This window comes from Acinetobacter sp. GW821-FHT09D10 (assembly GCF_059416285.1).
In genome coordinates this window covers 655,954-669,098 of record NZ_JBWKOW010000001.1, presented here as the reverse complement: position 1 = coordinate 669,098, position 13,145 = coordinate 655,954, and the positions used below count along the sequence as shown (strand labels likewise).

Genomic DNA, 13,145 nt, shown 5'->3' with positions numbered 1-13,145 from the left:
AGTTGTCATGAGTGTATTAGAAGCCAAACATATTCATCTGACTTTTCCGAAACAGCAAAAGCCAGTTCTACAAGACATTAACCTTAAAATTGAAGAAGGCTCTTTAACCGTCATTTTAGGAGAGTCAGGTTGTGGCAAAACAACTTTGCTTAATATCTTGGCGGGTTTTCAAAAGCCGAGTTCAGGCGATGTGCTTGTAAATCATGAAGTCGTAAATGGGCCAGATGTAACACGTGCTGTGGTGTTTCAGGATCATGCCTTACTTCCTTGGTTGAACGTTGCAGATAATGTTGGCTTCGCTTTGCAGTTAAAAGGTTTAAAGCGCGCAGATATCGAAGCACAAGTCACCGCAATTTTAAAAATTGTGGGTTTAAGCCACGTTGAAAAAGCCAATATCTGGGAACTCTCGGGTGGTATGAAACAACGTGTTGGCATTGCCAGAGCTTTGATCAGCCACGCGCCGTTTATTTTGTTAGATGAACCTTTTGCCGCATTAGATGCTTTTACCCGTGAAAACATGCAGCAGTTAGTGCTCGATTTATGGATTCAGCAAAATAAAAGCTTCTTTTTAATTACTCATGACATTGAAGAAGCATTGTTGCTGAGCAATCAGTTAGTTCTGATGACAGCTCATCCAGGCAAAATTGTAGAAACTCTACATCTCGATTTTGCTAAGAGATATCGTGAGGGCGAGTCTATTCGCTCGATTAAATCGGATCCTCAATTTATTCAGCTTAGAGAACAGTTATTTGAAAGTTTAAGAGCACAAAAGCAAACCGATAAGGAGGCGTTACCTACATGAGTATTAAAGATAACGTCTATGAATATGACAAAGCAGCAATAAAACCCGAGCCAGATGTGCCAACAGAAAATGCTTCATTTTTATCGACATTTTTTGAAAAGCATCGAACTTTAGCAGTGAGCTTTATTAGTGTGGGAAGCGTGGTTGCGCTCTGGTTTCTCATTACGGCCTTGCATGTTGTACCTGAACTGTTTTTACCTAGCCCACAGGCAGTATGGCAAAAATTTATATCGGTAAGCCAAGAAGGCTTTATGAAAGCAACTTTGTGGCAACACTTGGCAGCCAGTATCTCGCGTGTTTTTTTAGCTTTGATTGCTGCCGTAGTGATTGGTGTTCCGCTGGGTTTATGGATGGGACTAAATAAATGGGTTCGTGCTGTTCTAGATCCGTTAGTTGAGTTATTACGTCCAATCCCACCATTAGCTTATTTGCCGTTACTCGTGATTTGGTTCGGTATTGGTGAAACGACTAAAGTACTTTTGATTTTCTTATCAATATTAGCACCCGTCATTATTAGTAGTGCGCATGGTGTGTTAAGTCATCAGCTTAATCGTGAACGTGCTGCATTGTCGCTCGGGGCAAGTCAGTCACAAGTATTTTGGCATGTCATTTTACCAACGGCTTTACCTCATATTATTACCGGTATTCGTATTGGTCTTGGGGTAGGTTGGTCAACATTGGTTGCAGCGGAGTTGGTTGCAGCGGATCGCGGTATTGGGTTTATGGTGCAGTCGGCCGCGCAGTTCTTAATTACCGATACGGTGATTCTAGGCATTATTGTGATCGCGATTGTCGCAGTTAGTTTTGAGCTGTTTTTACGCTGGTTACAAAAACAGTTTTCTCCTTGGTATGGTCAGCAGTTGTAGTAAAGAAGATGAATACAGTAGTAGCAAACTTAAATATTGAAGTGATCAAGCCTACCATTGGCGCAATTATTCACGATATTGATTTGAATGCGTTAAATGAACAGACGACGCAACAAATCCAGCAGGCTTTGCTTGATCATCAGGTTATTTTTTTTCGAAAGCAACAATTGGCACCGCAAGCACAAGCAGACTTGGCACGTAGTTTTGGCAGCTTACATGTGCACCCGATTTATCCTTCTATTGAAGATGTACCTGAAGTTATGGTGCTCGATAGCTGGAAACAAGACCTGCGTGACAATGAACTTTGGCACACAGATGTCACCTTTAGCAAAAATCCGCCATTAGGGTGTGTGTTGCAAGCCATTAAAATTCCAACTGTAGGCGGAGATACATTATGGTCGAGCAATATTGCAGCTTTCAAAGGACTTCCGCTTGAGTTACAGCAAAAATTACGTGGCTTAACTGCGACGCATGATATTCGTAAATCTTTTCCACTTGAACGTTTTGCTCATAACGAAGAAGAACGTGAAAAGCTTTTGCAAACCTTTAAACGTAACCCACCAGTGGTTCATCCCGTTGTGCGTACCCATCCGGTCACAGGTGAGCCTTTGTTGTTTGTTAGTGAAGGCTTTACCACTCGAATTAATGAGTTAGCAGAAGACGGAAGTGAGCAGTTACTTAATTTCTTGTTTGAACATGCGACCCAAGAGCAATTTCATTTGCGTTGGAAGTGGCAAGATGGTGATATCGCGATTTGGGATAACCGTTGCACACAACATAAAGCATTATTTGATTATGGTGATGCACACCGCATTATGCACCGCGCAACCATTAACGGTGATGTGCCGTTTTATAAAGAAGAACAACAGCCAGAGTTAGCCGAGGTTTAATTCTTTTAATTATTCTTTGTTTCAATTCCAATGCAGTGTTTTGAGTTGGAATTGAAACAATAACTCATCTCTAGTGTGTTCCAAAAACTGACAATATGCCTGTGTAGTTCTTTGCAGGAGGTGGGGCCCAATCACCAACTTTGCTAGTTTTTAAATTTAACTGAACCAACATTTCTGCTTGTTTAACGGCTGCTGCGACGCCGTCAATAACCATTACACCTAATTCGTTTTGTAGCTTTAGACATAAATCACTCATACCTGCACAGCCCAAAACAATTGCATCACTTTTATCTTCAGCTAGTGCTTTTTTGCACTCGTCTCGTACAATTCGATAAGCGTTTGAGTCAGGAAGCTCCAACTCTTCAACTGCGATGTCACAAGCTCGAACGTTTTTACAAAATGGTGTAGCGCCATAGCGATGAGCCAGATGCCAGCTCATATTTACTGTGCGTTGTAAGGTTGTGACTACGCTAAACCCAGTACTGACATAACTCGCAGTTCGCATGGCTGCTTCAGCAATCCCAATTACAGGTGCTGAAGTAATTTCACGGGCAGCATAAAGCGCAGGATCACCAAAACAGGCAATAATATAGGCATCTACATTTAGCTGTTCACCTTGTCGGATTTCCTCCAGAACACCTACTGCACTTAATGCTTCATCATAATAACTTTCAATCGTTGCAGGACCCATTTGAGGACTGACTGCAATAATTTGAGTATCAGCCCCCGCGACTATCTTTGCAGAAGCAGCAATTTTATCTGTCATGCTTTGAGTGGTATTGGGGTTAATAATTTTAATTTTCATCGTACTTATACCTCAGTCATTACAGATTTTGCATGGGCAAGTGGTTGGTTAAGAAATCGGTAAATGGCGAAACCAAATCCCATACCAATAAACCAAGTGAAATTAGCCAGCGCAGACAATTGCGGTAAAAGCACGCATAAAACAGGAATTAATGAAGCTGGAATTAAGGCATAAAAAGCAGAACGGTTATAACCATTTTTGTACCAATACAAACCCTTAGTGTCTAAGGTATATAAATCATCTACTACGATTTTTTGTTTTTTAACGAGATAAAAATCGGCAAGCAATACGCCAAAAAGTGGACCGATAAATGCACCTAAAATATCAATGGTGTAGTGAATCACTTGAGGGTTATTGAACAGATTCCATGGGGTGATGAAAATTGAACCTACTGCTGCAATCATTCCACCCATACGCCAGCTAATTTTGCTCGGTGAAACATTAGAAAAATCAAAGGCAGGCGAAACAAAGTTAGCGACAATATTAATCCCAATGGTCGCAATCATTAAGGTCAAGCTGCCTAAAATGACTACAAAAGTGTTATCCAATTTGCCAACCATTTCGACTGGGTCGGTAATGAGTTTGCCGTAAACAGGCAGCGTTGCTGCAATACAAACCACGGTAAGTAAAGAAAAGCCTAGAAAGTTAATGGGTAAACCAAGAAAGTTGCCCATTTTAATGGCACTAAAACTTTTGCCGTAACGAGCGAAGTCGCCAAAGTTCAACATAGGTCCTGAAAAATATGAAACAACAAGAGCAATAGCACCAATCATGACAGGTACAACCGCGAAACCGTCGTATTGAACACCACTCAAGTTTAAATCAATATTTTGCCATCCAGCTTTCCAGATGAGCCATACTGCCATGGCAAACATCACAACGTAGACCGCGGGACCAGCCCAGTCTATGAATTTGCGAATGCTGTCCATGCCAGACCAAAAAACAATCGCTTGCAGTAGCCAAAGCAGCATGAAGCCAACCCATCCTAAAAAGGACAGTCCAAGAAAGCCATAAGTTGAAACATCGGCATAGACTGTCCATTCGGGAAAGAACTTTAAAATGACCAATAAGAATGCACTTGAGGCCAAATAGGTTTGAATGCCATACCATGCGACAGCAATAAGACCACGAATAACGGCAGGAATATTTGCACCAAGCACACCAAAAGTTGCACGACAAATAACAGGATAGGGAGTACCAGTTTGTTGGCTAGACTTGGCAATCAGATTTGTAAAAAACTGAACAATTGCAATACCGATAAGTAAAGATAAAAGTACCTGCCAGCTATTTAGCCCAAGTGCAAAAAGGCTTCCGGCCATAACATAACCACCGACACTATGAACGTCAGACATCCAGAAGGCAAAAATATTGTAAGCACCCCATGTTTGCTTTTTTAAAGGGGCTAAATCTTGATTTGTCAGTTTTGCATCATAAGAAGGTTTAATTATTGCTTCGCTATTATTCATCTTGAACGCTCACTTCCCTAAGATGGTAGGTACTTTCAGCAGCTTTGAACTTCTGTCTAAAAGAATGAAATTAAGATTGTGTGCAATTTGATATATAGATTGTGCACAATCTTAACTGAGCAAAAGTTATGCCAAATTCCGAAATCAAAGCTTGTGAGTTTTTCATTCAACTCATAGTTTGGGTATTTAGAGGTAAATGAATGAAAGTTGGTTTGCTTAATCTGTTATAAAAAATGAGTAAATTTAAAGGAATGGAACAATCTTATAATGTTAAATCTTGAATAGATCTTCCAGCATAGATATTGTTCTTATGAGAGAAATATTTCCAAATGGTTAAGTTGGACATACACTGTTCAAATTAAATAATGTTTTAAAAAAGAGAGGGCGTTAATAAAAATGGAGAAATCAATGCCATCGAATGCACCAAAAAAAGCCGTAGAAATGAGCAATGATGAAATTGATGACCATATATATAACGCTATTGTAGATGCCATTTTAAATAGGCAACTTACACCTGGAGCACGCTTGGTTGAAGCGCCATTATGTGAAGCATTTGGTGTGACACGGGGAGTCTTAAGACGCGTTTTTATTAAACTTGCGCACGATAAGGTCATCGAAATACAGCCAAATCGTGGGGCACTCATAGCAGAACATAGCCTTGATGAAACAAAAGAGGTCTTTGAAGCACGCAGCATGCTTGAAATCGCCACGGTAAAAAAACTTGCACAAAAGTCTCATCACTTAGATTTTAGTGAGCTTAGAGCTTTAGTCGATCAAGAATCTCATGAGCGTTTAGCTGGAAATTGGGCTGAGTGGATTAAGCTATCAGGTAAATTTCACCTAAAGCTTGTTGAAGCAAATCAGAATACGATTATGACCAGTTATTTGCAGACACTTATTGCGAGAACATCATTGTTAATTGGTTTGTATGAAATTCCAAAACATAATAATTGTTCGGCAGATGAACATCGTGCAATTTTAGATGCTATTGAGCAAGGCGATGAAAAACGAGCCACACAACTGATGGAAGAGCATTTAGAACACTACGCGACGACATTTATTGAAGAAAAAAGCACAGCGGCAGCAGAGCAAAATTTATTAAATTTATTTAAAAATAAGAAGATTGAAGCTACTCAAACCAACTAAAAAAAGTGGGCCAATTCTTATGGAAAAGGCCCAGACCACTTATTTTATAGGAGCGATTTGATGCGTTAAAAAATCAATAAATAGTTTTACTTTCTTAGATAAAATTTTACGGTTTGGCCATGTCACATATAAGTGAAGTGGCTGACTGGTGTAGTCCTCCAAACATTTCTGTAATTTACCTTCTTTGTAGTAAGGCTCTGCAATAAACTCTGGAAGAAAGACAATACCGTGATCTTTTAGGCACATATCTAATAATAATTCGCCATTATTACAGGTCATCACAGGGAAACAATTAAAGGACACTTCTTTTTGATCTTTTTGGAAAATCAATTTCTTATGACGGCTATCTTGATAATAAATTAAAAATTTATGATCTTTGAGTTCTTCTAAAGAGGCGGGTAATCCATGCTGATTAAAATACTCAGGCGTTGCGTATAAGTAACGTTGATAGGTATTTAATATTTTACTATTTGCCAAATTTGGAGGAGAACCATCTACACGAATTGTTAAATCAAATTTATTATTATTCATGTCTAATAACTGATCTGTCATGAACAAATCAATTTTGATGCTGGGATATTTCTCTATAAAGTCTGAAATTATATTTTGAAGAAAAATATTGCTAAAAGACATGGGGGTATTGAGCTTGAGTTCTCCTTCAGGGTACTGCTGATTGTAGCTAATTTCATAGGCAGCCCATTCAAACTCACTTAAAATGACTTTGCTATGTTGATAAAACTTTTCTCCACAAGAGGTGAGGTTCATCTGTCTTGTGGTTCTGGTTAATAGTGTGGTTTTTAGGTCATTTTCGAGGTAGCAAACGCGTTTGGCAACCAAGTCACGAGAAATATCGAGTGCTCTGGCTGCACTACTAAAATTACCATGTTCTACGACACTTACAAAAGTGGAAATACAGTCTAATCGATCCATGGATAAGCGAAAGTTAAAAAATATATATCAATGATTAAACTATAAAAATTAAAAAGCAATCATTGTTTTTATTGTATTCGTGCAGGATACAGATTCGTGCTGATTTGCTGTCTATGCTTTTACATTTTTATCTGTTTTGATAGTGACCAGTAAGCAATTTCAATGCATTACTCATAAGGAATAATGGAGTTTACCCATGAATAAATCACTTTTAGAACAACTATCACCAACGAATTGTCAGGTTATTTTTATTGATCACCAGCCACAAATGGCTTTTGGGGTACAGTCAATAGACCGCCAAGTATTGAAAAATAATACGGTGGGTCTTGCTAAGGCAGCTAAAACTTTCAATATTCCTGTCACCATTACCACGGTTGAAACTGAAAGCTTCTCTGGTCATACCTATCCTGAGCTTTTAGATGTATTTCCTGATGCTCCATTATTAGAACGTACATCAATGAATTCATGGGATGACCAAAAAGTACGTGATTCACTTGCAAAAAATAATCGTAAGAAAGTGATTGTTTCAGGTTTATGGACTGAAGTGTGCAATAACACTTTTGCTTTTGGTGCCATGCTTGAAGGCGATTATGAAATTTATATGGTTGCGGATGCTTCTGGTGGCACATCGAAAGAAGCACATGACTATGCCATGCAACGTATGATTCAAGCAGGTGTCGTTCCTGTAACTTGGCAACAAGTATTACTTGAATGGCAACGTGATTGGGCACACCGTGATACGTATGATGCAGTCATGGCAATTGTACGTGAGCATTCTGGTGCTTATGGTATGGGCGTTGATTATGCTTATACGATGGTTCATAAGGCACCTGAACGTACCACATCAAAACACGAAGTACTTGCGCCAGTTCCTGCAAAATAAAATAGTACTTATTTAGGTAAAGGCATGTCTAGTATTCAATATTGAAGTGATATTAATACGGATATGCCTTTATTTTTTAGAACGATAATTCATAAGAATGGAGTTCAGAATGACCGAAATAAACCTCATACTCAAAAACGGTAAAATCACCACACTAGATCCTAAAAATCCAGAAGTACAAGCAATTGCCATAGCAGATGGTAAAGTCGTACGCACGGGCACAAATGATGAGATCATGAAGCTGGCAGCAGCGACGAGCAAAGTTGTAGATTTAAATGGTCGTCGCGTTATACCGGGTCTAAATGACAGTCATCTGCATATTATTCGTGGTGGCCTGAACTACAATATGGAACTGCGTTGGGAAGGTGTGCCATCTGTAGCGGATGCACTACGCTTACTCAAAGAACAAGCCGATAATACCCCAGCTCCACAATGGGTACGTGTGGTTGGTGGTTGGACTGAATTCCAGTTTGCCGAAAAGCGTTTACCAACTTTAGAAGAAATCAATAAAGCTGCACCAGATACACCGGTCTTCGTTTTACATTTATACGCCAGTGCTTTGCTGAACCGAGCGGCACTTGATGTCTTGGGCTTTAACAAAGACACACCAGACCCGCCCGGTGGCAAGATTGTACGAGATGAAAAAGGTGAACCAACGGGTCTGTTGCTCGCAACTCCATCCGCTATGATTTTATATTCGACCTTAGGTAAAGCACCGAAATTGCCAGTTGAAGATCAAGTCAATTCAACTCGTCATTTCATGCGTGAACTCAATCGATTAGGTATTACTTCAGCGATTGATGCTGGTGGCGGTGGGCAAAACTATCCTGAAGATTATGATGTGATTAAGCAATTGCATGACCAAAATCAAATGACGGTGCGAATTGCTTACAACTTATTTGCTCAAAAGGCTGGTCAAGAACTTGATGATTATCGTCGCTGGACAGAAATGACATTCCCAGGCGATGGTGATGAACTATTTAGAATGAATGGAGCGGGTGAGAACCTGACTTGGTCGGCGGGCGACTTCGAAGATTTCTATGAGCCACGTCCGGATTTACCAGGAAAAATGGAAGGCGAACTCGAAGCCATTGTAGAGCATTTATCTGAAAAGAAATGGCCATTCCGTATTCATGCAACCTATGATGAAAGTATTAATCGTTTGCTCAATGTATTTGAAAAAGTAAATTCAAAACAGCCATTTGCAACCCGATTCATTATTGACCATGCCGAAACCGTATCTGAACGTAATATTGAGCGTATTGGTGCGTTGGGCGGTGGTATCGCCATTCAACACCGTATGGCATATCAAGGTGAGATTTTCGTAAAACGCTATGGAGCTGAAGCTGCTCAAGCAACGCCACCAGTTAAGAAAATGTTAGAGCTCGGTGTTCCTGTAGGTGCGGGAACAGATGCAACACGTGTTGCTTCTTATAACCCTTGGGTGTGTTTATATTGGTTGAGCACAGGTAAAACTGTTGGTGGTTTACCTTTGTATGATGAAAAAAATCTATTAGATCGCCAAACAGCACTTATGCTCTGGACCAAAGGTTCCGCATGGTTTTCAGGTGAAAAAGATGTCAAAGGCTCACTAACAGCAGGCGAACTTGCCGATCTGGTTGTATTGTCTGATGACTACTTCAAAGTTGAGGCAGATGATATTCAGTGGATTGAGTCTGTGCTCACTGTTTTAGGTGGCAAAGTGGTATATGCCGGAGCAGAGTTTAAGCAGGATGATCCTCCATTACCACCAGCATCACCAACATGGTCGCCAGTAAAACGCTTTGGTGGGCAATGGCGTTTATCTGAAAACCGTAACGCACCTTCAAATCAGTCTTTACAGTCAGAAAGCGCGCTATGTGCATGTACGAGCAGTTGTGGCATGCATGGACATAGCCACTCATGGATGCTTGATGTTCCTGTAAATGGTAAAGATAAAAAATCTTTCTGGGGCGCACTAGGGTGTTCTTGTTTCGCATTTTAAATAAAACAGTATGGGAACCTGCCGCTTTAACTGGCTTGGTTCTCTAAGGTATGTACCATGAAAATGTACTTATTATCTTTGGCTGTAGGGTTGCTCGTTGGTGTCTTATATTACGTTTTAAATGTGAAGTCGCCAGCTCCACCTCTTGTTGCATTAGTTGGTTTATTAGGCATGGTGATAGGAGAACAACTCCTTCCTTTTATTAAGTCCTACTTTTAACCGTTTTCATTTAACAAAAAAGCTAAATGGTATTGCGCCATTTAGCTTTTTATATTGATGAGAATCTTAAATTATTTTATTCGTTGACCTTGTTCATTAATGATCACTTCACCATCTTCTTTTGCAAAATAACCTAAGTTTTCTGAATCTAAAATATCAAGGACAATTTCAGAAGGGCGGCACAGGCGTGTACCTTTTGAAGTCACCACAAACGGACGATTAATTAAAATTGGGTACTGAACCATAAAATCAATTAACTGTTCATCTGTCCAGTTGTCTTGTTCCAAATCTAAATCTTTATATGGATCAACATTTTTACGAATTGCATCACGAACAGTTAATCCAGCTTGTGAAATGAGTTGAGTAAGCTCATCTTTACTAGGAGGTGTCTGTAAATATTCAATAACACTGGGTTCAATCCCAGCGTGACGAATAAGTGCCAGCGTATTACGTGAGGTTCCGCAAGCAGGGTTATGGTAAATCTTCACTATCTCAGTCATGGTAAATTCAGGGTCGAATTAAGATATTGCATTTATATATGGATATCCGTATATTTGCAATAACGAATATGAATTGTTGCTGACATGATCACTCAAGTCGATTTTTTTAAATGTCTTTCAGACCCTACTCGGTTAAGCATTCTTAAATTGGTTTTAAGTAAACAAAACATATGTGTTTGTGAACTGACTGAGCAACTTGATTTAAGCCAACCAAAAATTTCCCGACATTTAGCGCTATTACGTACTCATGGCATTTTACTTGACTCAAGACAAGGGCAATGGGTGTATTACAGCGTCAACCCAAATTTACCAAGTTGGGCCGTTGAAGTTTTGAAAATTATAGGAAACCAAGATGAAAGTTTAGTGAATCAATCATCTTCACAGTTTTCTTCTATTTCAACTTATTGTGAGTAAGACCATGAAATTCTTATTTTTGTGTACAGGAAACAGTTGTCGTAGCATTTTGTCGGAAGTTTTATTTAATAGCCGTGCACCAGAAAGTTGGAAAGCGTATAGCGCAGGTAGTAAACCCTCAGGACAGGTGCATCCATTAACCATTGAAACTCTTAAAAACTTAGGTCTTTCAACAGATGGGCTATGGAGCAAAACCATTGATGACTACGAGCAGTATCAACCAGATGTCGTGATTACAGTCTGTGATTCTGCTGCACAAGAAGCATGCCCACTTTATTTAGGCGGTGCAATCAAAGCACACTGGGGCTTAAGTGATCCATCTCATTTGGACTTGCCAAAAGAAGAAAAATTAAAAGCTTTCCAAGGGACTGTAGATCATATCAACCGTCGTTTAGATGCATTGTTTGCATTAGATGTTGCGAACTTAAACCGTTCACATTTGATTGCTGAGATTAATAAAATCTCTCATATTGAGTAAGAGAGCCGAGATGACTAAGCAAAAGCTATCTTTTTTAGACCGGAATCTGACGCTATGGATTTTTATTGCCATGGGTTTAGGGGTGGCAATAGGTGTTTTCTTTCCTCAAGCCTCGGTTTCTTTGAATCAACTCAGTGTAGATAATGTCAATATTCCGATTGCAATTGGTTTAATTTTAATGATGTATCCACCTTTGGCAAAGGTAGATTACGCAGCTTTACCAGAAGTATTTAAAGATAAAAAAACGTTGGCTTTGTCTTTAGTACAAAACTGGTTAATTGCGCCAATTTTGATGTTTGCTTTAGCGATTATTTTTCTGCATAACTATCCGGAATATATGACAGGTCTAATCTTGATAGGCTTGGCACGATGTATTGCAATGGTATTGGTCTGGAACGGTTTGGCATGTGGGGATAACCAATATGTTGCTGCTTTAGTTGCATTTAACAGTATTTTTCAAATTTTATTCTTTAGTACTTATGCATGGCTTTTCTTAACTTTCTTGCCGCCATATTTTGGTGTGGCGGGTCAAGTCATTGATGTGAATTTCTGGACCATTACCCATGCTGTATTGGTGTATTTAGGTATTCCATTTTTAATGGGTTTCCTCACGCGGCTCATTTTAGTGAAAGTAAAAGGATTAGATTGGTATCAAACTAAATTCTTGCCAAAAATTAGTCCAATTAGTTTGCTCGCATTACTATTTACCATTGTGGCTATGTTCAGCTTAAAAGGTGGTGATGTGGTGAGCTTACCTTTAGATGTACTGCGAATTGCGATTCCACTGACGATTTACTTTGTGGTGATGTTCTTCATTAGTTTCTTTATGAGTAAACGTATGGGGAATAACTACCCACGTACCACCGCCATTTCATTTACCGCAGCTGGTAACAATTTTGAACTCGCTTTAGCCGTGGCCATTGCAACATTCGGTTTAGCGTCACCTGTAGCATTTACCACAGTCATAGGACCATTGGTTGAAGTTCCAGTTTTAATTTCACTCGTTTCAGTTTCTCTTTGGCTCAAGAAAAAGTATTTCTCCCATGAACAGTCTTAACAATGATTTATCCAATGTAGCGTTAAATCTTTTAGATAAGCCTACCTTTACACAAGTGCAAGCACAGCAACTTGAACATCCACCACGCATTCTATTGCTATATGGTTCTAATCGTGAGCGTTCTTATAGCCGTTTTGCTGTGTTGACAGCAGGTAGAATTCTTGAATATTTAGGTGCCGAGGTCAAAATCTTTCATCCTAAAGGTTTACCTTTACCAGAAGATGCAGAAACAGATCATCCAAAAGTTCAAGAATTACATGAGCTTTTGGCTTGGGCAGAACGTATGGTTTGGTGTTCACCAGAACGTCATGGTGCAATGAGTTCGATTTTAAAAGCTCAGATTGATTGGATTCCCTTAGCTGGCGGAGCAATTCGTGTAACACAAGGTAAAACCTTAGCAGTTATGCAGGTTAGTGGAGGTTCTCAATCTTTCAATGCTGTGAATCAAATGCGTATTTTAGGGCGCTGGATGCGTATGATTACGATCCCGAATCAGTCTTCAGTTGCTAAAGCTTTTTTAGAGTTTGAAGAAGATGGAAGTATGAAACCATCTTCTTACTATGACCGAATTGTCGATGTAATGGAGGAACTCTATAAGTTCACTTTATTAACACGTGGACAAAAACAATATCTGACAGATCGCTATTCGGAACGTAAAGAATCGGCAGAAGAGTTATCAAAACGAGTGAACCAAAAATAGACTGT

15 protein-coding genes are annotated in these 13,145 nt (G+C 39.5%); 11 read left to right on the top strand and 4 right to left on the bottom strand.

Annotated features, from left to right (window positions below; translation table 11 throughout):
- The first annotated feature begins 7 nt into the window (after positions 1–7).
- Genes AC07M3_RS03120 through tauD form a run of 3 tightly spaced genes read left to right on the top strand, consistent with a single transcriptional unit; the run spans position 8 to position 2,558 of the window.
- Positions 8–802: a taurine ABC transporter ATP-binding protein gene (locus tag AC07M3_RS03120; RefSeq protein WP_494566479.1), complete on the top strand. Its 795-nt coding sequence runs from the start codon at positions 8–10 to the stop codon at positions 800–802.
- A complete protein-coding gene (gene tauC / locus AC07M3_RS03115) occupies positions 799–1,668 on the top strand; it encodes a taurine ABC transporter permease TauC (RefSeq protein ID WP_494566478.1) in 870 nt (289 codons plus the stop codon). Before AC07M3_RS03120 ends, tauC begins: the two co-directional genes overlap by 4 nt.
- Positions 1,669–1,676: 8 nt before the next feature.
- A complete protein-coding gene (tauD, locus tag AC07M3_RS03110) occupies positions 1,677–2,558 on the top strand; it encodes a taurine dioxygenase (RefSeq protein ID WP_494566477.1) in 882 nt (293 codons plus the stop codon).
- 70 nt (positions 2,559–2,628) lie between these two features.
- Here the strand turns inward: tauD and AC07M3_RS03105 are convergent, their stop codons facing one another.
- Together AC07M3_RS03105 and AC07M3_RS03100 are read right to left on the bottom strand one after the other, a co-directional pair.
- On the bottom strand, positions 2,629–3,363 hold the full coding sequence (locus AC07M3_RS03105) for an aspartate/glutamate racemase family protein (protein WP_494566476.1): 735 nt from the start codon (positions 3,361–3,363) through the stop codon (positions 2,629–2,631).
- A gap of 5 nt (positions 3,364–3,368) precedes the next feature.
- Positions 3,369–4,829: an NCS1 family nucleobase:cation symporter-1 gene (locus AC07M3_RS03100; RefSeq protein WP_494566475.1), complete on the bottom strand. Its 1,461-nt coding sequence runs from the start codon at positions 4,827–4,829 to the stop codon at positions 3,369–3,371.
- A 396-nt stretch (positions 4,830–5,225) separates the two neighbouring features.
- Between AC07M3_RS03100 and AC07M3_RS03095 the strand changes: the two genes are divergently transcribed.
- A complete protein-coding gene (locus AC07M3_RS03095; protein WP_494566474.1) occupies positions 5,226–5,975 on the top strand; it encodes a GntR family transcriptional regulator in 750 nt (249 codons plus the stop codon).
- A 39-nt stretch (positions 5,976–6,014) separates the two neighbouring features.
- On the opposite strand, the gene AC07M3_RS03090 is transcribed toward AC07M3_RS03095, so the two are convergent.
- Positions 6,015–6,905, bottom strand: coding sequence for a LysR family transcriptional regulator (locus tag AC07M3_RS03090; RefSeq protein ID WP_003651276.1), 891 nt, complete (start codon positions 6,903–6,905; stop codon positions 6,015–6,017).
- 196 nt (positions 6,906–7,101) lie between these two features.
- Between AC07M3_RS03090 and AC07M3_RS03085 the strand changes: the two genes are divergently transcribed.
- The 3 genes from AC07M3_RS03085 (at position 7,102) to AC07M3_RS03075 (ending at position 9,991) form a co-directional block, all read left to right on the top strand.
- A complete protein-coding gene (locus tag AC07M3_RS03085; protein ID WP_001043290.1) occupies positions 7,102–7,788 on the top strand; it encodes a hydrolase in 687 nt (228 codons plus the stop codon).
- A gap of 109 nt (positions 7,789–7,897) precedes the next feature.
- Positions 7,898–9,772, top strand: coding sequence for an amidohydrolase (locus AC07M3_RS03080; protein ID WP_494566473.1), 1,875 nt, complete (start codon positions 7,898–7,900; stop codon positions 9,770–9,772).
- A gap of 57 nt (positions 9,773–9,829) precedes the next feature.
- Positions 9,830–9,991, top strand: a complete 162-nt coding sequence (locus AC07M3_RS03075; RefSeq protein WP_000784879.1) for a DUF1427 family protein — start codon at positions 9,830–9,832, stop codon at positions 9,989–9,991.
- A gap of 71 nt (positions 9,992–10,062) precedes the next feature.
- Here the strand turns inward: AC07M3_RS03075 and arsC are convergent, their stop codons facing one another.
- Positions 10,063–10,491 carry an arsenate reductase (glutaredoxin) gene (gene arsC, locus AC07M3_RS03070; protein ID WP_494566472.1) on the bottom strand — a complete coding sequence of 143 codons (429 nt, stop codon included), beginning with the start codon at positions 10,489–10,491 and terminating at the stop codon, positions 10,063–10,065.
- Positions 10,492–10,575: 84 nt separating this feature from the next.
- Between arsC and AC07M3_RS03065 the strand changes: the two genes are divergently transcribed.
- Genes AC07M3_RS03065 through arsH form a run of 4 tightly spaced genes read left to right on the top strand, consistent with a single transcriptional unit; the run spans position 10,576 to position 13,140 of the window.
- Positions 10,576–10,905, top strand: a complete 330-nt coding sequence (locus AC07M3_RS03065; protein WP_004642518.1) for a metalloregulator ArsR/SmtB family transcription factor — start codon at positions 10,576–10,578, stop codon at positions 10,903–10,905.
- A gap of 4 nt (positions 10,906–10,909) precedes the next feature.
- Positions 10,910–11,383, top strand: a complete 474-nt coding sequence (locus AC07M3_RS03060; protein ID WP_494566471.1) for an arsenate reductase ArsC — start codon at positions 10,910–10,912, stop codon at positions 11,381–11,383.
- Positions 11,384–11,393: 10 nt separating this feature from the next.
- A complete protein-coding gene (gene arsB / locus AC07M3_RS03055; RefSeq protein WP_494566470.1) occupies positions 11,394–12,440 on the top strand; it encodes an ACR3 family arsenite efflux transporter in 1,047 nt (348 codons plus the stop codon).
- The gene (arsH, locus tag AC07M3_RS03050) at positions 12,427–13,140 is read left to right on the top strand and encodes an arsenical resistance protein ArsH (RefSeq protein ID WP_494566469.1); all 714 of its coding nucleotides are present in this window, start codon (positions 12,427–12,429) and stop codon (positions 13,138–13,140) included. Before arsB ends, arsH begins: the two co-directional genes overlap by 14 nt.
- The last annotated feature ends 5 nt before the right edge of the window (positions 13,141–13,145 follow it).